General features: G+C 37.6%; 18 protein-coding genes. 10 read left to right on the plus strand and 8 right to left on the minus strand.

Going from position 1 to position 26,141, the window contains the following annotated elements; all coding sequences use genetic code 11:
• Nucleotides 1–52: 52 nt before the first annotated feature.
• The 3 genes from gntK (at nucleotide 53) to GWI97_RS11190 (ending at nucleotide 3,027) form a co-directional block, all read left to right on the plus strand.
• On the plus strand, nucleotides 53–607 hold the full coding sequence (gene gntK / locus GWI97_RS11180; RefSeq protein ID WP_036934433.1) for a gluconokinase: 555 nt from the start codon (nucleotides 53–55) through the stop codon (nucleotides 605–607).
• Entirely contained in the window at nucleotides 604–1,941 is a 1,338-nt protein-coding gene (gene gntU, locus GWI97_RS11185) for a gluconate transporter (RefSeq protein WP_087803351.1), read from the plus strand. Before gntK ends, gntU begins: the two co-directional genes overlap by 4 nt.
• 147 nt (nucleotides 1,942–2,088) lie before the next feature.
• A complete protein-coding gene (locus tag GWI97_RS11190) occupies nucleotides 2,089–3,027 on the plus strand; it encodes a methyl-accepting chemotaxis protein (protein ID WP_036934430.1) in 939 nt (312 codons plus the stop codon).
• A gap of 57 nt (nucleotides 3,028–3,084) precedes the next feature.
• Here GWI97_RS11190 and GWI97_RS11195 read toward each other — a convergent pair whose 3' ends face one another.
• From GWI97_RS11195 to GWI97_RS11225, 7 genes are all read right to left on the minus strand, one after another.
• Entirely contained in the window at nucleotides 3,085–4,317 is a 1,233-nt protein-coding gene (locus tag GWI97_RS11195; RefSeq protein WP_036934428.1) for an SGNH/GDSL hydrolase family protein, read from the minus strand.
• Nucleotides 4,292–5,494, minus strand: a complete 1,203-nt coding sequence (locus GWI97_RS11200) for an SGNH/GDSL hydrolase family protein (protein ID WP_087803353.1) — start codon at nucleotides 5,492–5,494, stop codon at nucleotides 4,292–4,294. The genes GWI97_RS11195 and GWI97_RS11200 overlap by 26 nt, the downstream gene beginning before the upstream one ends.
• Nucleotides 5,481–6,899 (minus strand): MBOAT family O-acyltransferase, encoded by a 1,419-nt coding sequence (locus GWI97_RS11205; protein ID WP_087803355.1) that lies wholly within the window; start codon nucleotides 6,897–6,899, stop codon nucleotides 5,481–5,483. Before GWI97_RS11205 ends, GWI97_RS11200 begins: the two co-directional genes overlap by 14 nt.
• Nucleotides 6,900–7,062: 163 nt before the next feature.
• Nucleotides 7,063–7,857 (minus strand): protein bax, encoded by a 795-nt coding sequence (locus tag GWI97_RS11210; RefSeq protein WP_036934422.1) that lies wholly within the window; start codon nucleotides 7,855–7,857, stop codon nucleotides 7,063–7,065.
• A 275-nt stretch (nucleotides 7,858–8,132) separates the two neighbouring features.
• Complete coding sequence (locus tag GWI97_RS11215) at nucleotides 8,133–9,287, minus strand: DUF4056 domain-containing protein (RefSeq protein ID WP_036934420.1); 1,155 nt, start codon at nucleotides 9,285–9,287, stop codon at nucleotides 8,133–8,135.
• Nucleotides 9,287–10,429 (minus strand): BamA/TamA family outer membrane protein, encoded by a 1,143-nt coding sequence (locus tag GWI97_RS11220; RefSeq protein ID WP_036934417.1) that lies wholly within the window; start codon nucleotides 10,427–10,429, stop codon nucleotides 9,287–9,289. Before GWI97_RS11220 ends, GWI97_RS11215 begins: the two co-directional genes overlap by 1 nt.
• Nucleotides 10,429–11,430: a hypothetical protein gene (locus GWI97_RS11225; protein WP_036934414.1), complete on the minus strand. Its 1,002-nt coding sequence runs from the start codon at nucleotides 11,428–11,430 to the stop codon at nucleotides 10,429–10,431. Before GWI97_RS11225 ends, GWI97_RS11220 begins: the two co-directional genes overlap by 1 nt.
• Nucleotides 11,431–11,787: 357 nt before the next feature.
• On the opposite strand from GWI97_RS11225, the gene GWI97_RS11230 reads away from it, so the two are divergent.
• The gene (locus tag GWI97_RS11230; RefSeq protein WP_036934413.1) at nucleotides 11,788–12,243 is read left to right on the plus strand and encodes a regulatory protein RecX; all 456 of its coding nucleotides are present in this window, start codon (nucleotides 11,788–11,790) and stop codon (nucleotides 12,241–12,243) included.
• 4 nt (nucleotides 12,244–12,247) lie between these two features.
• On the opposite strand, the gene GWI97_RS11235 is transcribed toward GWI97_RS11230, so the two are convergent.
• Nucleotides 12,248–13,120 (minus strand): LysR family transcriptional regulator, encoded by an 873-nt coding sequence (locus GWI97_RS11235; RefSeq protein ID WP_161681075.1) that lies wholly within the window; start codon nucleotides 13,118–13,120, stop codon nucleotides 12,248–12,250.
• A 425-nt stretch (nucleotides 13,121–13,545) separates the two neighbouring features.
• Between GWI97_RS11235 and GWI97_RS11240 the strand changes: the two genes are divergently transcribed.
• From GWI97_RS11240 to lysC, 6 genes are all read left to right on the plus strand, one after another.
• Entirely contained in the window at nucleotides 13,546–20,412 is a 6,867-nt protein-coding gene (locus GWI97_RS11240; protein ID WP_161751986.1) for a neuraminidase-like domain-containing protein, read from the plus strand.
• A gap of 55 nt (nucleotides 20,413–20,467) precedes the next feature.
• Nucleotides 20,468–24,799 (plus strand): SpvB/TcaC N-terminal domain-containing protein, encoded by a 4,332-nt coding sequence (locus tag GWI97_RS11245; protein WP_161751987.1) that lies wholly within the window; start codon nucleotides 20,468–20,470, stop codon nucleotides 24,797–24,799.
• A gap of 61 nt (nucleotides 24,800–24,860) precedes the next feature.
• Nucleotides 24,861–25,178 carry a phage holin family protein gene (locus GWI97_RS11250; protein ID WP_036934409.1) on the plus strand — a complete coding sequence of 106 codons (318 nt, stop codon included), beginning with the start codon at nucleotides 24,861–24,863 and terminating at the stop codon, nucleotides 25,176–25,178.
• A complete protein-coding gene (locus GWI97_RS11255) occupies nucleotides 25,175–25,564 on the plus strand; it encodes a M15 family metallopeptidase (RefSeq protein WP_115370668.1) in 390 nt (129 codons plus the stop codon). Before GWI97_RS11250 ends, GWI97_RS11255 begins: the two co-directional genes overlap by 4 nt.
• Entirely contained in the window at nucleotides 25,561–25,917 is a 357-nt protein-coding gene (locus tag GWI97_RS11260; protein ID WP_087803359.1) for a DUF2570 domain-containing protein, read from the plus strand. The genes GWI97_RS11255 and GWI97_RS11260 overlap by 4 nt, the downstream gene beginning before the upstream one ends.
• Nucleotides 25,859–26,140, plus strand: a complete 282-nt coding sequence (gene lysC, locus GWI97_RS18620) for an Rz1-like lysis system protein LysC (protein ID WP_286416327.1) — start codon at nucleotides 25,859–25,861, stop codon at nucleotides 26,138–26,140. Before GWI97_RS11260 ends, lysC begins: the two co-directional genes overlap by 59 nt.
• The last annotated feature ends 1 nt before the right edge of the window (nucleotide 26,141 follow it).

Here is a 26,141-nt window from a genome sequence, read left to right on the forward strand (position 1 = left end):
TTACGGGTAACATTACAAAAAAGACTTAATATCTGTCTTAAAGGAGCATTCTATGAACGATACCCAATCCCTACACCATGTTTTTATCTTAATGGGGGTATCAGGTAGCGGTAAATCTGCGGTCGCAAATGGTGTGGCACAACGTACAGGCGCCGCATTTTTGGACGGTGATTTTCTCCATCCTCGCTCAAATATTACGAAAATGGCATCAGGTCACGCTTTAAATGATGAAGATCGTAAACCTTGGCTACAAGCGTTAAATGATGCCGCATTCGCAATGCAAAGAACTAATGATGTTTCGCTAATCGTTTGTTCTGCATTGAAAAAACAGTATCGCGATATGTTACGAAGTGGCAATCAATGTCTGCACTTTTTATATTTAAAAGGCGATTATGAACTGATTGAAAGTCGCTTAAAAGCACGTAAAGGTCACTTCTTTAAACCTCAAATGCTAATCACTCAATTTGAAACTTTAGAAGAACCAACCAAAGCTGAAAACGATGTGTATGAAATCGATATTTCAATGCCACTTGATGATGTTATTGAAAGTGTAATTAATAAAATAAATTCAGTGACGCATGGGGCTCTTGAAGGGGAAACAGTATGAGTACATTAACGCTTGTGCTAACTGCGGTTGGCTCGGTTCTATTATTACTCTTTTTCGTTATGTATGCGCGTTTGCACGCATTTATTGCGTTGATGATTGTTGCGATTGGTGCGGGTATTTTCTCAGGAATGCCACTTGAAAAAATCACACAAACCATGCAAAACGGAATGGGGGGAACATTAGGCTTCCTTTCTATCGTGGTCGCATTGGGAGCGATGTTCGGTAAAGTACTACACGAAACTGGGGCGTTAGATCAAATTGCAGTCCGATTATTAAAATACTTTGGTGAGAAACGAGCTAACTATGCATTAGGTATTGCAGGCTTAATTTGTGCATTACCTCTGTTCTTTGATGTTGCGGTTGTTCTATTAATTGGTGTTGTATTCGCAGTTGCTCGCCGTACTGGTGGCAATGTGGTAAAAATGGCTATCCCTCTGTTTGCGGGTGTTGCAGGTGCTGCCGCCTTCTTATTACCAGGGCCGACACCCATGCTGTTAGCTGACCAAATGAATGCGGATTTTGGTTGGATGATCTTAATTGGTCTGTGTGCGGCTATTCCTGGAATGTTATTAGCGGGCCCTATCTTTGGTAACTTTATTAGTCGCTACGTTACGTTAGAATTACCAAAAGATTTAACTGAGCCCAGTTTAGGCCAAAATAAAATGCCTTCTTTTGGTTTTAGCCTTGCGCTTGTGCTATTGCCTTTAGTATTAGTGGGTTGCAAAACCATTGGTGCGCGTTTTGTCGAGAAAGGCTCTGAACTATACAATATTCTTGAATTTGTTGGTCATCCATTTATCGCTATTCTTGTGGCTTGTTTAGTGGCTATTTATGGTCTTGCCATTCGTCGTGGTATGAGCAAAGAAAAAGTGATGGAAATTTGTTCGGCTGCCATTCAGCCTGCGGGGATTATTTTATTAGTCACGGGGGCGGGTGGTGTCTTTAAACAAGTGTTAGTCGATTCGGGAGTTGGTCCAGCATTAGGAAATGCTTTAATTGGTGCAGGTATGCCAATTGCAGTGGCATGTTTTATTCTTGCTGGTGCAGTACGTGTTATTCAAGGTTCAGCAACAGTTGCTTGTTTAACTGCCGTTGGTTTAGTTTTACCAGTGGTTAATGAGTTGGGCTACAGTGGAGCTCAAATGGCCGCACTATCAGTATGTATCGCGGGGGGCTCTATTATTCTTAGCCACGTTAATGACTCAGGTTTCTGGTTATTTGGTAAGTTTACGGGTGCAACAGAAGCACAAACCTTAAAAACATGGTCATTAATGGAAACTATTCTTGGTACAACAGGTGCTGTTATTGGTATGATTTTCTTCGCTTTTCTTTGATTTTTTATCTTTTTTTTAAATTATTAGCGCGTTCTTTGACGCGCTTTTTCATTGCAATAAATGACTATCAAATATGACAGAAAATACTTAGTTTCCCATTAACCTATAGGCTTCTTTATTCAGTGGGCAAACGAAGGCTGTCATATCATGGTTGACTATAATTCACTTTTTATCAAACACACGGATTGCAATATCCACACTATTACCCTCATTCGAGATTCTATTTTAGTATCCAGTAATAAGTTGCAAGATAAACTCAATTTGCTTGATGAAATGGAGCATCTCTTTAATGAGATGTTAGATAACTCTCAGTCATTGGCTCAATTTTTAAATGAGGTTGATGCACATTTTACGCATAGCAGAGAAGAGATAGACAAATTTTCAGGTTGGTTAAGAAAAATTAAAGATAGTGCTAGCAATATCGATAGGCTTTCAAGTCAGGCGAATCTTTTATCGATTAATTCCGCAATTGAAGCGGGGCATATTGGGCGTGAAGGTGCGGGATTCTCTGTATTAGCTCAAGAGATGAAAAAATTATCATTAGAGATTCAACAACAAGCCTCTTCTATCGCAACGATTAATAATAATTTGGGGACGCGTTTTATTCCCGTTAAAGAAACGACAGAAAAAAACCAAGAGCAGGTACAACAAGTTAAAAAATTGGTTGTAGAAGGGCATCAGAATTTAGCGTCATTATCAGCACAAGCCAGTGAGCTTAAACATCTTTTTACCTTTATGTCGATGCAACAATTTTTTAATACCGTCAAGCTAGATCATGTTTTATGGAAAGAAGCTATTTATATTCATTTATTAAATAATGATGATGAGCTTTGTGTTAATCAGCATACCGAATGTCGTTTAGGTAAATGGTATTATCAAGGTGAGGGTAGAAAGTTTGCAGGAAAAGACGCTTTTCGTCGTTTAGAAGCACCACATAAATTAGTGCATGAATGTGGGCGTTTAGCATTAAAAGCTAATCTTGAAGGTGATGAAGAGATCGTCACAAAATATATTGAACAAATGGAACAAGCCAGCGTTGATGTTATCAAATATGTGGATGCCTTGTTAGATTCATTTGTAAATTAATGGCTTTAAAACTAAAAGGAGCGGTAAGCTCCTTTTAGCTTATCAAGACTCTTGATGTTAACTTTTATTCATCAATGTGGTGAGCTGGCTATAAAGTGTATTGGCACTGCTCTCGTACCCTTCGCGAGAAAGATGTACACCATCAGGTCTTGCTAACTCATACAGTGACCATGCTTTTATCGAGCATTCGCCCCCCATGTAATCACGCCAGTCCCAAAAAAGGGTTCGCTCTTGTTGTGCCACTTCTTTTTGAATTCTGACAATATCACTGAGCCATTGCGGTTGTTGTGAACGGCAATCAGGGGCCTCTTTATTTTTGATGGAATCAGAAGGCCCTATTAGTAAAATTGTGCTATTAGGCGCTTGCTGGCGAATTTGGCGAATCTTATCCGTAAGCTGTTGGCGATAAGCGCTCAAATCGAAGGTGTTATTAAAAGCTTCATTTGTGCCATAAGCCAAAATGACCATATCAGGGTTTAATTGGCCTAACGTTTCTGTCCATTGTGTCCCCCACTTATCCATCATATTGATTGTGGCACCATTAATGCCTAATGAGGAAAGCATGACACCTGGTTGTTGATTGGTGATTAACCAACCGCCAAATTTAACGGGTTGGCTTTTGCTAACCGTAATACTGACTGGAAAAGTCATCGTTGTTGGGTTTGAAAACTGCCATTTACCTTGTGTTTGTGATAATGACAGTATTTTGCTTGTTGATGACTGCACATTCACTTGTGCTGTAGTTGGTGCTTTATAGAGTGCTTGTAATTGATAACGTTGTTGAGTTACTGGGTTTTCAGATAACTGTAATTTAGCCCATTTAGCTTGCGGTTCACTAATAAACCCTCCTAATGGAAAATCTGGATCGTTATCTTTTCTGCTTGAAAGCAGTGTCCATGCTTTTTTATCACTCTGATACTGTACGTTAGCAATACGTTGACCTGCAATGTTAGTTGGAGGAATAAAACCAATGCCTCCATTACCATAGTCGGCCTGAAAACGTTCACGTAACTTACCACTGAAAAAATCAGCTGCAGTATGAGAATCGCCTAGTTGAACAATATGCACAGTCTGACGACCTTGCTGTAATTTTTTAACGAAGCCCGCAAATTGAGGATCGTGATAGTTGTAAAGTTGTCTTGAGCCATCAGCAGGTAATACTGTGGGGGTAGGTAACTTCACTGCTTTTTCAGTGTCTTGGTTACACGCCACTAAAAGTGACACCAAGGTCAGTATAATTGAGCTACCGACTAAGGTTTTACGCTCAAGGATGTGCGCTAATTGTTTCATTTGCAATAACCGTGTTTTTATCTTTTACATCATCGACGGCATCATCTTCTTTAATTTCTTCTTGAAGATGAATACGTGAGAATACGTGTTGAGCAATAATTTGCTGACCTTTTAAGCTAAAATGAATGCCATCACCCGCTCTTAACTTAACACGACTACTACCATCGCCCATATAATCAGAATAAATATCTTTTTCATATTTAAACATATCATTGACGGAAAGGTAAATTTCGCCCATTTTCTCAGCTTCTTCACGGTAAAGTTTATCAAGGTATGCCATACCTTCAGATAACTTCGGTTTTCGCATATTCGGTGGCCCAACCCAAATAACCGTGACATTATTCTGCCTGGCGTTCTCTATAATGCTTGCAATGCGCGTACGATAAGTCGATTCCCATGCCTCACTAGCAAATTTTAAGTAACGCCCTCCACCATCCGGTGGCATATCCCAAGGATCATTAGGGCCTAAAAAGACAACTAGTAACTTGATGGAATTATCACTGGCTAAACGTGTCGCAATGGTTTGTGGCCAATTGAAAAAGCGTGGGTATGCAAGTCCAGTACTTTGCTTACTTAAATCTATACTACTGATGTTGTAATTTGTTTGCAGTTGCCGTTTCAGCAACGGTGCGACGCCTTGCATCATTGAGTCACCTGCAAATAAGACTTTATCCTCTGGTGATAAGGTAATTTCTGTTTTGGGGACGATAGGTTTTAAGGCTTCTAATGCTGCATCAGAGATGTCTGTAACAGAAGGATAAGGTAATCCTCCCATGGCTTGTTTACGCTCTAATAATTGCGGGAAGCGTTGCGTCAATTGAGTTGCTGGTCGAGTGTAACCATTAAAGAAATGTAAACCAACCGCAAAGCCCTCAGGAAGTTGTTCTGGCGCGGAGGTTTGCACTATGGGTTTTGCCTGATTATCAGGGTGATTAACTTGTAGATAATCCCGATAACTTTCTACAGCAATAAATACGCCATCACGCAATTGCCCTCCTACTTGCCAAGCATAATAGTGGGAGAGCCCAGACCAAGGTGCAGGGCGATGATATTGTTGTTGCCAAAAACGCTCTAGTGATGTTTGGTTTAGCCAAATCAGAAAGAGGGTACTACACAGTACCATTAAGGCAACTTTTGCTGTCTTTTTTAAGTTTGAGCAGAAATCAAAAGCTGGCATAAATAAATCCTGGCACCCCATCTGGAGACAACATAAAAATAATCGTGAGGATCAACGCAAGTGGCAGTGGGTAAACATACCACGGTACTCTTTTCTCAAGACGAGCCACAATATCTCTTAAAGTCACAAAGCAAGGGTAAAGTAAGAAAAGCCCCCAGAACATAAAGAGTGTTAAGCCTTCAGCTTGTAATGATGCCCAAGCGCCAGCACTGAAGAGTTGCTGTATTAAGAGTAAGGCATCTCCCACCGTTTGACTGCGGAAAAATATCCACGCAAAACAAACAAAATGAAACGTGATTATCCATGACAACAGCATGTTGAATGACGATAACGCACTTGGTGGTGCCTCTTTCTTCACAGGAAAGAGGCGGTGTTTAATATTTAATAGCACCACACCAATCCCATGAATAGCACCCCAAATAATAAAGGTCATTGCAGCGCCATGCCACAACCCAGAAATCACCATGGCGGCAAAGGCATTAAAGTTCTGCCTAATCACCCCCTTACGATTTCCCCCTAAAGGAATATAGACGTAATCACGAATAAAGGTAGATAGACTGATATGCCAGCGACGCCAAAAATCAGCCAAATTTATTGCTAAATAAGGTGCATTAAAGTTACGAGGAACAACGAAGCCCAATAATAAGGCGATACCCGTGACAAGATTGGTGTAACCCGAGAAATTGAAATAGATATGCCATGCATAGGCATAAACTGCCGTCAGCACTTGTCCGCTTTGTGCTAAATCAGGCGCATTAAATACGGGATCAACATAGTTTGTTGAGAACCAACCACTCAACCAAAAGAGTTTTGCGATAGCCAATACAATCAGCATGATCGCCCCTTTATAATCAATGATTTTTCGGGTTGGTGCTTGAATTTGTGGGAGAAATTCTTTAGCACGATTAATCGGACCTGCTACGATACTCGGGAAAAAGCACAGATAAAGTACGACATCTAAAAACGGGGCTTTGGGGATCTCTTTTCGACAAACAGAAACCACATAACTAACGGAATGGAATATATAAAATGAGAGCCCTAATGGTGCAAGTAACTCAATTAGCGGTAGCTCAATGCTGAGTCCCCATTGTTGGAATGCTTGTGTCAGCGACTCTTGGAAAAAAGAGTAATACTTAAAGGCGGTGAAGTAGACACCCACCAATAATCCTAATAGCCAATATATGACTTTAGAAGAGGTGTACTTAGTTAATAGGTTTGTTAGCAAATAAATAAAGAGCGTATAACTTAATAAGATAATCGCAGGACGATAGTCTGCATAAAAGAGAAAAGCATAACTAACTGTAATCAGTAGAATATTTTGGATCTTAATGTGCTTTTGGAAGAGCCAGTATAGAATAAAAAAGCTAACAAAGGCTCCGAGAAACTCGAATGAAAAAAAATTCATAAATGGCTCTAAGGGTGTGATTTAAAAGTCATACCAAACGTGTTACCCCATATATTATGAATTCTAAGCCGGCTTTCAATCAAAAGATTATCTTATGATAAATAAAAGCCACTTTTCTCTGGAAAGAAAAGTGGCTTTTTGCCTGATGAAAGCCTGTTAAGGCTTAACTATCTTGTTTCGACTGCAACTGAACTTGAGTGATCAGTTTTTTATTTGAGTCGAACATTTCGGTCAGATATTTGTTATAACTTGAACCCAATTCTGAGTAACCTTTCAAGTCAGTGATTAACTGGCGAGAATCAAGTTGTTGCTGCGTCATTCTTTGCTGTGCTCTTGAGGAGCGCAATGAGTTATAGGCGCGGTGCGTATTAAGATTACGCATATAAGCAATCACTGAGCCTTCAATATCAGGGTAGGCAGCATAGCCTTTGGTTTTCCCTGGCACATTATTGCAAGACTGACTCCCACATCGCATACCGAATAGATTGTTATTTTGTTGTGCCAATTTTGATGTTCCCCAGCCTGATTCTGTTGCGGCTTGCGTTGCGACAAAGTGTGTCGGAATAATATCAACGCGAGTCAGTAACGAATCCCAATTCACTTTTTTAGGGCTGGTACATGTGACGCCATAGTATTGACAGATTTCACGCAGTTTTTTTAAATCTGCGCTGCCCCAGTGCTGGGCTTTACGTTGAGCAGTTAACCACTCACGATCTCTCATTATCTTATTATTAACATTGTCAATAATAGGAACTATGACATTTAAAAACGCTTTCTTACGCTGTGTTCCCGAAGGATATCTTTTCAAATCTGGCAACGGTGTTGACGTGCTTTTGAAAGAATACGCCTGCAGTATATGGGAACTGCTGGTACTGGTTGAAGCAAAACTTACACCAGTAAATAGTAGTGAAATCAAGAAAGCGAAGACGGCACTTGTCCTCATCAATTGAGAGGGCATTGCTTCTCCTCGTTTAACTGGATAAAAATCGAACGAATACTAGCAAATTACTTTTTTCATAGCTACAAATTATCGCCTCACATTAGGATAACTACGAGTGATTTGTTAACTAAATGTATAAGATTTACTGGAACGCCTCGTTTTATAATCGCTTTTCCCCTTTAACAAAAAGTGCTTTTTTACTCAAACCTTAAATTTTTCTTATAAAAAAAGATGTGAGTTAACCTAAATTTAGCACAATTAATAGTGGGAAATGTGTCATTTTTGTTTGTTATTTAGTCAGTTTTTGTTGTTTTTGGTCGAGTTTTATTATCAATTTCACGTGCTTTTTCTATCAAATCAGTAAAATCCGCTTCACGCCAGTAGGTTTTGGGATAAGGTAAATTTGCCATTTGCGTTGTCGGCCAAAGCTGAAATTCTGCTAATTGTTCTAAAATATAACCAGAATAAGCACTAGGTAATGTGAGGTAGTGTGGGGATGCTGTTTCCTCAAAAGGTAACACCGGATAACGCCTATCGGAAATATGATAATCACGCATTAAAACTAAAAACTTGTCAGGAATTCGTTGCTGACTATCCCACCATTGCCCATCAATCACATCAAACCATTGTTGTGTTAATTGACGAGGTTGAGCTTCTAATTGGTAGAGCGCAGAAGGAATGATGCCCTGCATTGATTGATTATAGTGTTCAAGGCTGGTGGCATGGCCATTTAAGATCAACGTAAGGGAAAGTCGGGCGCCAATTAAGTTAGAATAGAGATCTTCGGGCGAAAAGGCTGAGATCCCTTCGGAGAATCCTGGCACAGAACGAAATCCATACCACTGTGCAATTTCATGCCATACCGCGAGGCGATAACCTAACCGTGCCGCAAGATAAGCACTTAAGGTGTAGCGTTCTAATTCGTTTTTAGGAGGCGTAAATGCGTTAAAGTGGATTTTACGTTGTGCTAACTCATCACTTAATGTTAGCGTCCACTCTTGCCCTAATTTGGGATAGATATGGCTAAAGAGATAATAAGTGTAATCCGCCGTATCACGAATATGGGCGATATCAAGAAATCCCCCTTTATGGGAGTAAATTAAACCTGATTTTTCACTTCCTATCCCTAATACGGCTGCTGTACCTAGCCAAAAACTATCGTTATAACGATGATGACCTAATGTCGAGGCTTCAATCACATTATCAATACGGTAAAAAGGCACGGGAATTTCAAATACTTTGACTTTTAAGTTATACCCAAAAGCACAACAAGGTCTTAAGCCATTAGGTGCTGTTAGCGGTGCGGGTATTTGCCAAAGCTGTGTTGCTTCTTCGTGGGTAACACTCTCGAGATTGGCATGCAACGATTTAACAGGTGTGACTTGAGTGCAACCTGCAATAAATAAGAAGAAGACAATGGTGTTGATAAAAAGAAACCGCTTAAACATCAAAATGCTTCACCTACTTGAAAATAGAATCCTGTACTTTCTTTACCTATCCCAAAATCGAAGCGCACATTCATACGTGGTTTAAATTCAAAGCGATAACCCACACCAACACTGGGCAACCAATGGCCTTTGCCTAAATCACGGGCTTGGTCGCTCAACGTACCCCCTCCCACCCAAAGTGCAATGCCATGGCGCCAATCGAGTTTTTGACGGTACTCAACTTGGGTTGAAAATACGTGATTATCTTGATAACGCCCTTCATAGTAGCCTCGCATTTGGTGCCCATTACTCAATTTAGACAATTGACTCCAAGGTATATCACCCGATGTGAAGCGTGCATAATTATCAAATGCTAATACCGCAGTATCACTTAAAGAATAGTAGTAGTTATATTGCATCTGTGTCGCATTAAAGCGGTTATTACTGCCAGTATCCGGTGAATAATGGGTATAACTGATATCAAAAGCCTGACCTTGATAAGCATTCGGTAAGAAATCGCGACTATCGTAAGTAAAGCGAACCGTTAATCCCGAGCTGGTTGAACGCAAAGGTAAATCACGTGCATTCATATAGTCTTTAAAGGGATTATCTGGGGTAGCAGCTTGTAGGTTGGAGTAATCCCATCCTAATCCTATATAGGTGTTTTTGGTAATTTGGCGCAGTAACGTGGGCGTTAGACGCAATTCTTGAGAGCGAAATTCACCGAAATGATCTTTTACACGCCCTTCGTGATAACCCTCACCCCAATAATTGGTAGGGACATTATTTAATGTTCCTGTAAGATAAAAGCGCCAAGTATCATTTGCTAAATAGGTGTAGTTGCTAAAGGTCATGCCAAAAGCACCGGTTGATGAACCAAAGCCACTTAATGAGAGAGACGAGATTTTACTATCAGGGCGACTATCGGCTTGATAAAGACCAACAAGGGCGATGCCTACACCCAATTCTAGCTCTGGCGTATAAAATGGGCCCGGCAATACGCCCCAGTCGATAGTTTTACTACGGTCGAAGTTATTTTCTCCCCCTAATCCAACTAGCCATTGGTCTATTTGTTGTCTATCGGGAAATAGTTGAGCTTGTGCTGTATGCGAAATAAATAGGCTGGCAAATGCCAGCCCAAAAATAAAAGGGTATTTAACCATTAAAAACGGAACTCACCTGAAACAAAGAAGCTATTACGATTATTAAAACCAAGCTCAGTAATCACATTAAAATTGCGTGTCACTTCTAAACGTGCGCCTACAGTTTGATTCCATTTATGAGCAAGATGTTGTTCAACGTCAAATTTGACGTTCCCAATTCCTTCTAGAAAATCAGGATTATTCATCATGTCATTTAGTTTACCTGGTAGATGTAATTTACTTACATCTCCTCTAAAACGTTGAGTAATATCTTGGTACATTGCACCTGTCCACACCTGTAATTTGGTATTACCTTGGCCGGAAATCAGTGGTGAGAAAACAAACTCATAACCCACACGAGGTGAAATCACTAACGCTTTAATATCACCATCTAAAATATCTAAGTTTGTTTTAGTGTAGTTTAAGTCAAAAGTACCAAAAAATTGGTTATAACCACCGGCTAAAGTAAAACCAGCACCATAGGTTTTACCCTTAAAATCAAGTTCAAATATCTCATCTTTAGCTAAGGACATAGGAAAGCCAAAATCCATAGATACGTCATTTAAGACTGTTTTTGATGTTCCTTTTGTATAACCGTATAAGCCATATACATTCATAAAAGGGAAAACCCAGCTATCCAGCTTGAGCATATGAGTTTCACTTTTTTCACGAGTATGTCCTACATCAACTTTAACAACATCACTCATTTCTGGCCATTTACTGGCATCAAACCCAATCTTATCCACAATAATATCTTGGCGTAGATTCATATAGCTATAGCTGGCACCAAAAGGCTCTGGAATATCATAACCGCGGGCACGAGCTTCATCGCCCCAAATGGGTAAAACACGAGATTGGCTTGCTGGGGTACGTGTATCTAACGAACCTTCATTATTTAATGCGGTGCCACCAGATTGGCTCACACTTAAAGAGAGCAGTGGGCGATCGCTATCTGCGTAAGAAAAGCCAGTCGCAAGAAGAGAGGCGGTTAAAACCACCTTATTTAAATTGGAAAAGTTCATACATAACCCACAGAAAATTAAAAAAGTAAGTAGTAAAAGAGTAGTGGAAAATTTTAAACTTTTTCTAATTGATGGTCACCAGCTATAAGTGCGATATACAGTAAGAGATACTTATATTTCGCATTACTGTAGTATTATTAAGAGATTATTAAGTAAATACCCTTATTTTCCCTAAGAAAACCTTAATAAAACTAGCCGATTAAAATTATAAAAAAGAAATGATAACTCTTCTTTTAATTATTACTGTTTTATTTCTCTCGATATTACTGATGAAATTAACATCGAAATAAGCTATTTCGGTGATAAACCGTTATGATAATAGTTGCCTTATATGGACTCTTTTAATAAAGGAACGTTATGACTTATCAAGAGCTTTATCAGTACGCTATTTTTATGCTGTCTCGTCGTGATTACAGTACAAACGAATTGCAACGCCGTATTGAGCGCAGAATTCGCGAAACAGAGAAAGATTCACCAACGGCGCCAGAGTGTTTACCTCAAGTGATCGAACGCTTACTTGAAAGCCAATACCTTGATGATAATCGCACTATTTATAGTTTTTTTCGTAGTTATTTAAATAAATCCTATGGGCCATTACGTATTCGCCAAGAATTACGCCTAAAGGGATTTCCTAGCGAAATTATTGAACGTGTATTAGAAGAAACAGACACAGATTGGTACGCACTCTGCCAAGAGGTCAAAGAGAAAAAATTCGGTACAGCTAAACCCAAAGACTTTAAAGAGAGAGCCAAGCAAGTTCGCTATCTACAATATCGTGGATTTACCTCTGATTATATCAATGCGCTGTTTTAATTGATTAACGTAGTGTCATTGCAATATCAGCTAATTTTTTATCATTATTTTTTTTAAAATAGACCTTTTGATGTAAGAAAATATCAAAAGGAAATGGTGAGCGAATAAATTGAACCTCATCATTTGTGATCGTTGAAATATAATGAATATTTTCAGGCATAAAGCAGTAACCCGCCCCTTCATCAACGCAGTGCAAGACATCCGCCATCTCTGTTAAGCCTAAAGTATGATATTGATAACCTTGATTTTTTAGCTTATCTAAAATCGTTGAAAATATGGGGTTTTGCAAAGTACTGCTTCTTTGTATTAAGGTTTCTTTGGCAAAAAATGTTTTGGTGTTGGGATATTGTTCAAAGAGTTTTTTACTCACCAATAAGCCGACTTTTTGTGTGCATAAATTAATCGTATTAATGTTTTTATGAGGATAGTCAAATTCAAGAGAGGAAATAACAAGATCAAACTCTTTATCAAAAAGTTCTTCTTTAATATCATTAATATAACCATCTTCTAAAGACAGGCTATATTGATTGTTTTTTTGTCGGATCTCCAACAGTTTTGTTTTTAAGTCAGGATAATAAAGACCATCTAATTTAATGGAGAGCGAGGTTTTATCCTCATTGGGATTCATTATCTGATTTTCAATTTTTCTAATTTTTTCATAATAGGGATATAAACGATCATAAAGTGTTTTCCCCGCAGGGGTAAGATCCATTCCGCTTTTGGAGCGTTTAATCAGTGACTTACCTATTTGGCTTTCAAGTTCGTTAATCCCGTGGCGTAGTGCGGATGGGGTAACATTGATTTGTTTTGCTGCTTTGACTAGGCTTTGACAAGTTGCGACGGCAAAGAACTGATTTATTTTTCGTGAGAAAAACATGCAGGCGTTCTCCATATTTATTTATATATATCTTACGAATAAATAATCCTCCCAAATGGAATCGTTATATTGATATTTATCAATAATCATTTTGGTGCGACTAAAAATGAAAAAAGGATAAAGAATAAATTAAAAAAATAACAATACCGACTAATATTGATAATAAATAAGCGTATTTTTGATAAAAATAAAATCAAATGATTAATTGTTTTTTATTTCCATATTTTAGTTATTAATTGTCTCTTTTTTTCTCAATCTTTTTTTTATTAAAAACCACAATCAATCTATAAAGAATAAAAAAACTCAATATCAGGTTATAAAAAATTCAATTTTCAATTCTTATTTTCTTGGTATTTTAATTTTCGAGATGAAACGACGATTTTATTCTCTTAATTTTAAATTAACTTATATTAGGAAAATATTTAATGAAAAACATTAATACACTTTTAAAGAAAATGAATTCTGATACAGTGGAAAATATCACGTTAAATGATCTAGCTCCCTTATCACTTCATGAAATCCACTCGCTGAGTGAAGAGAAACTTAGTTGGCATGAAGCAAAAACATTATATAAAGAAGCTCAAGAAGCTGCAAAAATTAATAAATTAAATGAAGCTCATTATTTAACACGTAATAATCCACAAGTACAAAATGCCGTGGTTTTAGGTATTCAACCTCATGCTACTCAAAGTAGTACGTTAGAAAATTGGATCCCAAATCGAGACAACCACTATGTCGATTCTAAATCTGTGGCATCGATGTTTTCACCTGCGGGTTATTTAACTGAACTTTATCGTGAAGCAAAAGAAATACATCCTGGTAGCCCAATGTATCGTCTTGATACACGTCGTCCTGATTTAGCTCAATTAATACTTTCTCAAGACAATCTGGATAAAGAAGTTTCTACTCTTTCTTTATCAAATAAAATTCTTACTACCGCACTGCAAAATAAATTAGGCAATGATAAAGATTTATTTCAAGAACTAGCAACAACTCGCGTAATGGGTGAAAATCCTTATCATCAGCCTTATGAAACTATTCGACAAACATTATTATTACGCGATGGCTTGGTTGATAAATTAATAAAGGCTAAAGATTATCTTAATATTTTAGATACAGAATGGATCTCAACGATTAATTCATCTATTTCTCCTGAATTATATGCTATTTTAACAGAATTAATCTCTGACGATAAAATTGATGAACTAATAGAGAAAAATTTCGGAAATAAAGACATCAGTTTAAAGAATAATTTAAAGTTCTTATCAGAATATTACTCTATTTCAGAAGAAGAAATATTACCATTATTTAATATTCTTAAAGTAAATAATGAACTATCTGCGAAAAGTATGCTGGTATTAAATAAGATTATTCGCTTACATAAAGCAACAGGGATCTCTATTGATAATCTATATATTTTAATTAAAACAAAAAACAATGATAACAATATTGACTCTGAGGTTATTCGTTCTATTCTTCATGTACAATATATTATGGAGAAATACAATATTAATATTGAGCAATCTATAGTACTTAATGGTGCTAATATTAATCATCAAAAATTTAATAACTCTTTATCGCTATTTGATATTTTATTTAATTCTCCTCCATTAGGTAAAAGTAAATTTATTGCAGATAATAAAGCACTTGATTTTAATTCATCATCTCCAGATGATATTATACGTATTAATACCTTAAAACGTGCATTTCATATCGATGATATTGGCATTGTTGCTATGTGGAAATTAGCTTCTGGTAAAAAAACGGGATTTACTTGTTCTATAAAGAATATATCACTGTTATATCGAGTATATTTATTAGCAACAGTACATAGTCTAGATATTTATTCTCTTTCTTTATTACTTGATATGTTACCTGAACCTTTCAGTAAACCCATTAATGAACAATCTTTATCAGATGATGTAGGTAATTTAATTTATACAATAGATAATTATTGCAAGTTTATCAAAGAGTATAAGTTTAGTATTCCAGAACTATATTCAATGACAGCTAAAAAATATGATTTATCTTATACTAAAGAAATGGAAAGACTCTTTAACGAGTTAATGAAATTTAATGATTTTTATATAGATGAATTCACAGAACGGGCAATTATACCGTGCTATTTACCTATACTAGGTTATCATTTATCCCTTCCTTCATTAAGTGTTGCCAATGCTGTATGGAAATATCTCGATAGTAATATGATATTAAACTTATCTATTGATGATTTTAGAGACTTGGTAAGGAAGGATGATAAAACATTAGAAGATAAAAATAAACTTGTTACTTATATAAAAATGTTGTGTCAAATAATTTCTATATTTACTAAGTTAGGATTAAATGAAAACGAAATAAATATATTGGGAGAAAGACGTTTGCTTAATTATGAATCTATTCTTCCTAATATCAAATCAATAAAAGATATATCTGAATTCCATAGTTTTTATTTAGATAAAATAAATAATAAAGACGAGCTAATTAACCTTTTTATCGGTTATGGAACTGTTTCAATTTTATCAAAGGCATATGGAGTCTCTGATGAGGTAATTGAGCAAATTATTTCTTTATTAAAACTGGATGATGAAATTAAATTTGATAATATCAAAGAAATCTCTAGCTATATTGATATGGTTAAAATATTTAACATCACACCAAATAACTTTAATCTATTAACTCAATTAAAATTTTCTACAAGTGGGAATAAAGAAAAAGACTACTTGAATTGGGATAGAATTAGTAAAATTTTACAAAGCGGGCTAAATGCTCAACAAGTTATTTTACTAAAAAGTAAAATGGATGAAAAAGAGAGTGTTGCACTTAGTGCATTTTATATTCATAAGTTTAATGAATTAAATTTAGTAACTAGTGATGATATTTATCATTATTTACTGATTGATAATAAAGTTTCATCTGAAATAAAAACCACAAAGATAGAACAAGCTATTGCAAGTATACAGCTATATATTAATGAATTTTTATCTTTGGATATGAAAAATACTAATTCACTTATTAAGTCTCGTCAGTTTTTTATAGATTGGGATAAATATAATAAGCGTTATAGCACTTGGAGTGGTGTCTCTTTATTAGCTTATTATCCTGAAAACTATATTGATCCTACAGTACGTATTGGTCAAACTAAAATGATGGATACGTTGTTACAGTCAATCAGTCAAAATAGTATTAATAGTGATACGGTTGATGATGCATTTAAAACCTATTTAACTTCTTTTGAACAAATTGCTAATTTAGATGTGATTAGTGGTTATCATGATAGTGTGAGATTAGAAGATGGGCACACTTATTTTATTGGTTGTAATGCATCAGAAAAAGTAAGTTATTATTGGCGTAGTGTAGATCATAGTAAAATAAAAAAAGGAGTCATGGCAGCAAATGCTTGGACAGAGTGGACTAAAATTGAGAATGGTGCTAACCCTTACAATAATTTAATTCGTCCTGTTATTTTTAATAATCGATTATATGTTGCTTGGATTGAACAAAAAGAAACTGAAAATAAAAAGTCTGAGAATAAAGAAGAAAGTACATCTACACCAATTTCTAAGCAGACACGATATAATTTAATTTTATCACATATCCGTTATGATGGTACTTGGAGCTCACCTATTGATTTTCAACTGCCTAATAATATTATAGATAATGAAAAAGGAAATTTTCATTTAAGCTATAACGAAGAATTAGATAAATTATATTTTTTAACTTATGTCACAAGTGATATCTATAAAGATGAAAATAAAGAGTATCAAGTTTACTCTATTGATAATGAAATGGTGTTTTCTAATATATCAGATTTAAATGGGGAACATGCAAAAAACATTTATATTAATGTGAAGTCTGAATTTGATTTGAGTAGTGAAAAACTCACTAAAAATATTAATAATAAATTTGCATTGAGAGGTAAATTAGCTTACTCAATATCTCACGATCCTATTGATGATATAAAAACAATGGAATCTCAACATGTCTCTCTTTCAGGAAGTTTAATTAATGGTGTCAGTGTAGAGTCGAAAAATAAAACATTATCTTGTTACCTTTCTGCTTTTGTTAACTGTAATATTAATTATGGAAATTTTGCTCCTGCACCTATTAAAGATATCTTTAACGGTTTATTAAAGAGTGGTTCTCTATTAGAGGATATTGTTTATACTTCAGGTAGTGTTGGTAAGTTGACAACCTTGTCTTTTAATGGAAAAACTGATTTTAGTTATTATTTAGGTTTTGATGTTAGAAAAAATATAATTTACTTCTTTATTTACGATAATATAAAAGGTGCGGTAATTAACGGTTTAGATGTTAATAATGGAGAAGATTATAGCGTAGAACTGTCTTTTTTCACTAAACAGTCAAATAGTTTATTAAAATATACATCGAAAAATAAAATTGCCTTTACGCTTTCTAATGAATTAGGCGATTTCTCGTTACAACATTTTCTAGATAAAGAAGCACCAAGATTTCTTTTTTATGTTTCGGGAGAAGTAACGAGTCAATTGCTTATGGGAGAATATGGGAAAGGAATATTTTACCCATTAACTATTAGTGATTTAAATAAAATTATCTATAGTGATGACGAAATGGTTAATGATATTAAGATAACATTATCTTCTAGTCAGGATAATAAAGTCACCTATTCTCTCGAACAATGGTCTAACGCCAATACTTCTTTAGTTGAGGGTAGTAATAGCTTCAATAGTAAAAATAAAGAGCTTAAGCTTGATGTTCCTCAAAATGCATTTAATGACAATGGTGAGTTAATATTAACTGCGGATGTAACAGCGGTTAATAAGAACCAAAAAATTATTGCTAAAAGCCTATGTTACTTTAAAGTCAGTGAATTAGAACATATAAATGAGAGTGTTATTAGCTTAAAAACAAATCAAAAGCATGCCCAATATATGTCAATGACAGTGGCAAATGAACCTTTGTTAGTACGTTTAAATACATTATTTGCACGTCAATTAGTCAAACGTGCGAATAACGGAATTGATGCTATTTTAACGCTAAATTCTCAGAGACTGCCTGAACCCGCTCTGGAAAAAGGCGCTGATGTACCGATGGATTTTAATGGTGCGAATGCTCTCTACTTTTGGGAACTGTTCTATTACACCCCGATGATGTTAGCAAATGTGATGCTAGAAGGGCAAAATTACGACGAAGCTAGTCGTTGGCTACGTTATGTGTTTAATCCAAATGGTTATATTGATAACAATACTCATACTCATCGTGTTTGGAATTCACAGCCATTATTAGCGGATACAGCTTGGGATCATGATCAACTGGATTCAACTGATCCTGATGCTGTGGCACAAGCTGATCCAATGCACTATAAATTGGCTACATTTATGAAGTACCTTGATATTCTTGTGGCACGAGGTGACAGTGCTTATCGCCAACTTGAGCGTGACACACTAAATGAAGCTAAAATGTGGTATGTACAAGCGCTGAAATTATTAGGAAATGAGACAGAACTATTAGAGGACGATGTGTGGTCAGCACCGACATTAATTGATGCAGCAACCATAACACATCAAGCAAAACCTTCTGTTAATGATGAGAAAAAAGAAACAACATTATCACGCACAGCAAATACCTTAACTTCGCTTTTTTTACCACAAATTAATGAGAAGTTAGCGCAGTATCGAGACACGTTAAAATCGCGTTTATTTAATTTGCGTCACAACTTATCGATTGATGGGCAATCGCTGTCATTACCAATGTATGCAACACCAGCAGATCCTAAGGCACTGCTAATCACCGCAGTTAATCAATCGCAAGAGGATGGTGTATTGCCGAAAGTGATGATACCGGTTCAGCGTTTCCCTGTGATATTAAATAGCGCAAAATCAGTCGTCAGCCAGTTAATACAGTTTGGTAGTTCGCTTTCTAGCATCACTGAGCGTCAAGATGTGGAAGCGTTGTCAGAATTACTAGCAACGCAGGGTAATGAAATTACTCTCCAAAATATCAAGTATCAGCAGAAAACGATTGAAGAGTTTGCTTATAACGAAAATTCATTACAGGATTTACGGAAAGGTGCACAAATCCGCTATGATTATTATAGCAAATTATATAACGAAAACATTAGTGCAAAAGAAACAAGAGCACTAGCACTTCGCGTTATGGGCATGGGATTTACGACAATAAGTCAACCATTTTATGTGGGCGCGGGTATAGCGGTTTTAGCACCAAATACGTTCGGTATGGCTGTGGGGGGATCAAATTATGGTGGGCTACTTAATGCAGTAGGTACTGGATTCCTTAGCGCTGGTACCATATCTAATATGGCGTCAGACATTTTAAGTCAATCTGAAGTGTACCGTCGTCGTCGTGAAGAGTGGAAATTATTACGTGATACAGCACAATCAGAATTAAAACAATTTGATGCACAAATTAAAGCATTGGGTGTGCGTAAAGAAGCGGCTAATTTGCAATTAGGACTTCTGATGCAACAGCAAGTGCATATGCAGGCACATTTAGCGTTCTTACAAAATAAATTTACCAATAAAGCGCTGTATAGCTGGTTACGCGGTAAATTGATGGCGATTTATAAGCCATTCTACGACTTGGCTGCCTCCCGTTGCCGTATGGCAGAATCGGCTTATCAGTATGATTTAGGTGAAACACAAACCTTTATTCGCCCAGGGGCATGGCAAGGTAATTATTCCGGTTTGATGGCGGGTGAAAGCTTAATGCATAACCTGACTCAAATGGAAAATAGCTACCTTGAAAAAGATAAACGTGTATTGGAAATCACCAAGATTGTTTCGTTGGAAGACGTGTACCAAGGTTTAGGCACTAATAAGTTTGGTTTTGAACAAGTCGCTGATTTGATTAATAAATCGAAAACCCAGCTAGGTACGGCAGAAAATGGTATTACGCTGAAAAACGGTCAATTACAGGCTTCGATTAAGCTCTCTGATTTAGCTAGCGACAAAGATTATCCTGCAGATTTAGGTCAATTACGTCGCGTTAAACAAATTAGTGTGACATTACCTGCGTTAACAGGCACGTATCAGAATATTCGTGCGGTGTTGAGTTATGGCGGTAGTGCGGTGAAACCACGAGGTTGTAGTGCGATTGCGATTTCTCATGGCATGAATGACAGTGGTCAGTTCCAACTGAACTTTAATGATGAGCGTTATCTGCCATTTGAAGGTTTACCTGTGAATGATAGCAGTACACTGACTTTAAGCTTCCCTGATGCGACAGATAAGCAAAAAGAGATGTTACTGACACTGAACGACATCATTCTCCACATTAATTACACCATTCGCTAATTACCCAAATCTTAATTAATTACAGGCTCCTTAGGGAGCCTGTCAGGAGTTCTACATGCAAAATTCAGAGAAATTGACCTTTGATGCGCCAAACTTACCAAAAGGTGGTGGGGCTGTCACAGGATTAACGGGCAACATGGGTGCTGTTGGCCCTGATGGTGCAGCCACTTTTAGCTTGCCGTTGCCTATTAGCCAAGGTCGTGGTTATGCCCCTTCTTTAGGTCTAAGTTATCAAAATCAAGCTGGTAATGGCGCTTTTGGCTTTGGCTGGTCTGTGGGGGTGATGTCGATTCGTCGTCGTACTTCAAAAGGCGTGCCTACTTATACTCAACAAGATGAATTTGTTGGGCCTGAAGGTGAAGTGATTGTGCCAATTATCAATAAGAAAGGCGAAATTGAAACGGCACAGCGTAATGAGTTACTTGGCGTAAAACTCGCTCATCAATATCAAGTGACAACTTATCGCTCACGTATTGAAAAAAGTTTTAGTCGTTTTGAATATTGGTCATTAAATGAGGCTAATGTTTCAGCCAATACACCAAAACAATTTTGGGTGATGTTGAGTGCAAATGGTGAGGTTCACTTATTTGGTTATGAAACCACAGCACAGATTGTGGATAGCCAAAACAGTGCACATATTGCGCAATGGGATCTCAATGCTTCGGTTTCAGCGATGGGTGAGCAAATTGAATATCACTATCGCGCTGAAGATGAACAAGGTTGTGATAAACAAGAAATTCAATCCCATAAAAATGCTAATACACAGCGTTATTTAGAGAAAGTGTATTACGGTAACCCTGTGGGAGAGCGTGCTTTTTCATGTACGAAAACGGATAACATCTTACCGAAAAATGCCTTGTTTACTTTGGTCTTTGATTACGGTGAGCGTGATAGCGCATTAGCCACCTATCCACAATGGCAAAGTAATTCCGCATGGGCACTGCGTAAAGACTGTTTTTCTCTTTTCCATTACGGTTTTGAAGTTCGTACTCGTCGTTTATGTCGCCAAGTACTGATGTATCACCGTCTTGAAAGTTTAGAAAAACAAACACCATTGGCAGAAACACCCGAGTTAGTTGCTCGATTAACGCTCACTTACGATGAGTCCGCATCAGGTACTGTTTTAGTCTCAGCACAAAAATCTGCGTTTAACAACAATAAAGGTGCGCAGTCGTTAGTGACATTGCCACCGGTTAAATTTGATTGGCAAATGGTGGGTGCGACTAAACAAGCCCAGTGGCAATCACTGGATGAGCTTGCTTCTTTTACACCACAACAGCCTTATCAATATGTTGATTTATTAGGCGAAGGATTGTCTGGCGTGTTGTATCAAGATCGAGGTGCTTGGTGGTATCGCGCACCTGTCAGAAAAGAAGATAAACAAAATCCGAATGCCATAACATGGGATAAAGCAAAAAAGCTTCCTGTTATTCCGTCATTGCGGAATTCAGCCATGCTGACCGACGTGACGGGTAATGGAAAACTGGAATGGTTAGTTACCCAAGGTGATGTGAATGGTTATTACACTCAAGATGAAACCAACGCAGAAAATTGGCTAAATTTTGTGCCGCTTGATGCACTGCCAGTAGAATATTTTCATTCTAGAGCGGAAATCACCTCATTAACAGGCAGTGGTTTTGCTGATTTAGCTTTAATTGGTCCTCGCAGTATTCGTCTTTATGCTGGCTCTGCGCAAGGCTGGAAAAAAAGCAAAGATATCATGCAGGCTGATGGCGTGACGTTGCCGATTAAAAACGTTAATCGACGTACCTTAGTGGCATTTAGTGACGTATTGGGTTCAGGTCAACAACACCTGATTAAAGTGGATTACCAAGGCGTAACCTGTTGGGTGCATTTAGGTGAGGGGAGATTTAGTACTCCGATGACGATCCCTGGTTTTTCTGCGGATCGTCTGAAATTTAATCCTAATCAATTCTATTTAGCAGACTTAGATGGTAGCGGTACGACTGATATTATTTATGCTCAATCTACTCATTTAGAGGTGTATTTTAACCAAAGTGGTAATCAATTTGTGCGTGGTGATGATATCGCATTACCTAAAGGTGTGCGTTTTGATAACCAATGCCAACTGCAAGTGGCGGATATCCAAGGTCTTGGTGTCGCTAGTATTTTACTGACAAAAGCTTATCCAACACCGCAACATTGGGTGCTTTCGTTACAAAATAAAAAGCCGTGGTTATTAACGTCCATTAATAACAATATGGGGCTTATTCAGAATTTGCATTACCGTAGTTCAGCGCAATATTGGTTAGATGAAAAATCAACTCGTCAACAGCAAAATAAAGCTAAAGCGGTTAGCCACTTACCTTTCGCACTACATACGTTGTGGAAAATTGAAACCATTGATGAAATCACGCAAAGTTGTTTAGCGCAAACTTACAACTATCGTCATGGTGTCTGGGATGGTGAAGAAAATGAGTTTCGTGGTTTTGGTTGTGTAGAAGCCACCAATGCCGAGTCTTTTAAAAGTGAAGAAAATACCACGGATAAAACGCCAAGTGCATTAACGCGTCAGTGGTTTTTAACGGGAAAATCCTTAGTTGATAACCAGTTTTTTAATGAGTTTTGGCAAGGCGACAGTGCGGCGTTTTCTCATTTCTCACCACGCTTTACCCAAGGTGATGGAAGTTCAGAAAAAGCGTGTAATAACACAGTGCATCAAGAGCACACCTATTGGCTTGAGCGTGGACTGCAAGGTCAATTGCTTAGAAAAGAGGTCTATGGATTAGACAATACCGTTGTATCTGATGTGCCTTATGTCGTTACGGAACAACGGCCACAAGTGCGTTTAATTGAAGCGCAAGGGCGCTCACCAGTGGTGATGCCTTCTGTAGTCGAAAGCCGTGACTATCATTATGAGCGTATTGCTTCTGATCCTGCTTGTCATCAACACATTATCTTAGAGCAAGACGGTTATGGTTTTGTATCTAAAGCCGTTTCGATTAACTATCCAAGACGTGCTAAGGGGGCGAAAAACCCTTATCAGCACTACGAAAGCCTACCCGAGACGTTATGGGCATCCAGTTATGATGAGCAACAACACACTCTGCGTTTAGGTTTATCGCGCCAGACTTGCCATCATCTTGTTCATCCTGAAAAACAGGTTTATCAGCTCGCGATCATCAACGCCAGTCGCCAAGATAGTTGGATATTCGGTGCGGAAAAGCAGCCGAAAGAAGGCCTGAATGTCGAAGCATTATTAGCGAGCAATAATTTGCTCACACAAAAATCAGCTTCAGTCTTTGTAGGGCAACAACAGCTTGCTTATCTGGATGCGAGTGGTAATGCAACATTAGCAGAACCCGATTTCCCTGTGCGTTTAGCTTACAGTGAAACCGCGGAATTAGATGAAGAAACCGCAAAAGTCATTTCACAACCTTATCCAGATTTAAAACTGGATGAAGTGATGAAAAATGCAGGTTATCAGCAAAAAGACTATTTATTCGCTGATGAAACAGAAAAAAGCAAAAAATTGTGGGTAAAACCGTTATTAGGCGTTAAAACCTATGGTTCATTAGCCCAGTTCTATAAGCCACTGGTGTATAAAAAAACAGAGTTTTCTTGTGATTATAACTTACTGTGGGATAAGCAATTCTGTGTATTAATGGGTAAAGGATCTCCTTTAAATACACAAGATTTTCATCTTACTTATGATTGGCGCTTTTTATCACCTAATTCAATAACAGATGAAAACAAAAATCTTCGTCAAGTGACCTTTGATGGTTTTGGTCGTGTAACGACAACCCGTTTTTCAGGGGCTGAAAAAGGTCAGGAAAGTGGTTATAGCCATAAAGCCTTTACGATGCCAAATACTGTCGATGAGGCTTTGGTACTGACATCAACTCTGCCTATTGCTACGGGTTTTGTTTATGTCACGGACAGTTGGATGTCTTCATCGTCAAAACTGCCTCCACACGCTCTGCAAATTATGACTGACCGTTATGACAGCGACTCACAACAGCAAATTCGCCAACAAATCGCGTTTAGCGATGGTTTTGGACGCCTATTGCAAACCTCTATCAGAGTTGAAGCGGGTGAGTCCTTTTTGCGCAGTAAAAAAGGGGAATTAGTGGTGGACAGTGTACAGCAAGCACAGCAAAAAAGTACCACAACACGTTGGGCAATTTTAGGTGAAACCGAATATGACAACAAAGGGAATGTAAAGCGCGTTTACCAGCCTTATTTCCTGAATGATTGGCGTTATGTTTCGGAAAGTTCATCTCAGCCTAATCGCTTTGCGGATACCCATTATTACGATGCATTAGGTCGTTTATATCAAGTGATTACTGCAAAACAATATCGCCGTCATACGATGATGACGCCGTGGTTTGTGGCTCAGGAAGATGAAAATGACACCTTAGTGTAGGTTATTTATTACGCGGATTAATGGGGAACACCATTTATCCGCTCTATTTAGGAATTTTATTATGCTGGTAGCAATCCCATCTGAAAGCGATGCGCTGGCTTGGATGATTATCGGTGGATTTTCAGCCTGGGGAGGTATCGTGAGGTATTTAATGGAAATTAGGCAAAAACAAATTAGGTGGTCTTGGTGTGGCATTGGTAGCCAAATTGTGATTTCAGTATTCACAGGATTATTAGGGGGATTATTGAGTTTTGAAAGTGGTGCAAGTCGCTATATGTCTTACATGATTGCAGGGCTTTTTGGCTCAATGGGAAGTACCACATTGATTTGGCTATGGAATCGTATTTTTGGCATGAATAGCCTTAAGGAGCCTAAATGAGTACGTATACATTAAGTCAACGTAGTCAAAACAACTTAAAAGGTGTGCATCAAGATTTAGTGCAAGTGGTTCATCATGCACTGACATTGAGTGAATATGATTTTGTGGTTATCGAAGGGCTACGCTCATTCGTGCGCCAAAAAGTGCTAATAAAAGAAGGCAAAAGCAAAACACTCAATAGCCGTCATTTAACGGGTCATGCTGTAGATATTGTACCGTTAGTGAATGGCTCGATCCCTTGGCATGATTGGTCTGCGTTTGAATCTGTATCAAAAGCGATGAAACAAGCGGCACATCAATTGGGTGTTTCAATGAATTGGGGCGGTGATTGGGTATCGTTTCGTGATGGCCCTCATTATGAGCTGTCTAGAGAGGTATATTCATGAGTCTAACCTGGCTTCTACGCTGGGGATTAAAAGGAGGCGTGTTGTTAGTCATTCTGACCACGCTTCTGGTGATCCGCTATCAGCACAACCAAATTAATCGACTTTCAGAACAAAATAGTCAGCTTGAATATCAACAAAGTACATTGCAATCACAATTAATGCAATGGCACGAGCAAGCGGAAAAAATCTCTGAAACGCTCACTCATCAACAAAAGGAGCAACACTATTTAGAGGAAGAAAATCATGCAATACGCCAAGAATTACGGCTACTTCTGGCTCAAACGCCTTGTGCTAATGAGTCTGTGCCTGACGCTGTTATCCAGTTGCAACAAAACACCCTTAACCGTCGTTAAAGCACCCGAAAAATTTGTACCAACACACTTATTACAGCCCTGTTCAGCACCGTTTTTTAATGTGCAAGTATGGGGGGATTATCCTGATTATGTGGCACGTTTAATGTTGGTATTAGAAAAATGTAATACCGATAAAAAAGCGGTAGTAGAAATATTGGCAACAAAAAATCAGCTTGGTACTCATGAGTTAGATCATAAAAGAAAGCAAATTAAGGAATTATAGA

This window comes from Proteus sp. G2300 (genome assembly GCF_009915965.1).
Lineage (GTDB): Bacteria > Pseudomonadota > Gammaproteobacteria > Enterobacterales > Enterobacteriaceae > Proteus > Proteus vulgaris.

Excerpts from the sequence above, each read along its gene's own strand:
- gntK (WP_036934433.1), top strand. The coding sequence starts at position 53 with ATGAACGATACCCAATCCCTACACCATGTTTTTATCTTAATGGGGGTA.
- gntU (WP_087803351.1), top strand. The coding sequence starts at position 604 with ATGAGTACATTAACGCTTGTGCTAACTGCGGTTGGCTCGGTTCTATTA.
- GWI97_RS11190 (WP_036934430.1), top strand. The coding sequence starts at position 2,089 with ATGGTTGACTATAATTCACTTTTTATCAAACACACGGATTGCAATATC.
- GWI97_RS11195 (WP_036934428.1), bottom strand. The coding sequence starts at position 4,317 with ATGAAACAATTAGCGCACATCCTTGAGCGTAAAACCTTAGTCGGTAGC.
- GWI97_RS11200 (WP_087803353.1), bottom strand. The coding sequence starts at position 5,494 with ATGCCAGCTTTTGATTTCTGCTCAAACTTAAAAAAGACAGCAAAAGTT.
- GWI97_RS11205 (WP_087803355.1), bottom strand. The coding sequence starts at position 6,899 with ATGAATTTTTTTTCATTCGAGTTTCTCGGAGCCTTTGTTAGCTTTTTT.
- GWI97_RS11210 (WP_036934422.1), bottom strand. The coding sequence starts at position 7,857 with ATGCCCTCTCAATTGATGAGGACAAGTGCCGTCTTCGCTTTCTTGATT.
- GWI97_RS11215 (WP_036934420.1), bottom strand. The coding sequence starts at position 9,287 with ATGTTTAAGCGGTTTCTTTTTATCAACACCATTGTCTTCTTCTTATTT.
- GWI97_RS11220 (WP_036934417.1), bottom strand. The coding sequence starts at position 10,429 with ATGGTTAAATACCCTTTTATTTTTGGGCTGGCATTTGCCAGCCTATTT.
- GWI97_RS11225 (WP_036934414.1), bottom strand. The coding sequence starts at position 11,430 with ATGAACTTTTCCAATTTAAATAAGGTGGTTTTAACCGCCTCTCTTCTT.
- GWI97_RS11230 (WP_036934413.1), top strand. The coding sequence starts at position 11,788 with ATGACTTATCAAGAGCTTTATCAGTACGCTATTTTTATGCTGTCTCGT.
- GWI97_RS11235 (WP_161681075.1), bottom strand. The coding sequence starts at position 13,120 with ATGTTTTTCTCACGAAAAATAAATCAGTTCTTTGCCGTCGCAACTTGT.
- GWI97_RS11240 (WP_161751986.1), top strand. The coding sequence starts at position 13,546 with ATGAAAAACATTAATACACTTTTAAAGAAAATGAATTCTGATACAGTG.
- GWI97_RS11245 (WP_161751987.1), top strand. The coding sequence starts at position 20,468 with ATGCAAAATTCAGAGAAATTGACCTTTGATGCGCCAAACTTACCAAAA.
- GWI97_RS11250 (WP_036934409.1), top strand. The coding sequence starts at position 24,861 with ATGCTGGTAGCAATCCCATCTGAAAGCGATGCGCTGGCTTGGATGATT.
- GWI97_RS11255 (WP_115370668.1), top strand. The coding sequence starts at position 25,175 with ATGAGTACGTATACATTAAGTCAACGTAGTCAAAACAACTTAAAAGGT.
- GWI97_RS11260 (WP_087803359.1), top strand. The coding sequence starts at position 25,561 with ATGAGTCTAACCTGGCTTCTACGCTGGGGATTAAAAGGAGGCGTGTTG.
- lysC (WP_286416327.1), top strand. The coding sequence starts at position 25,859 with ATGAGTCTGTGCCTGACGCTGTTATCCAGTTGCAACAAAACACCCTTA.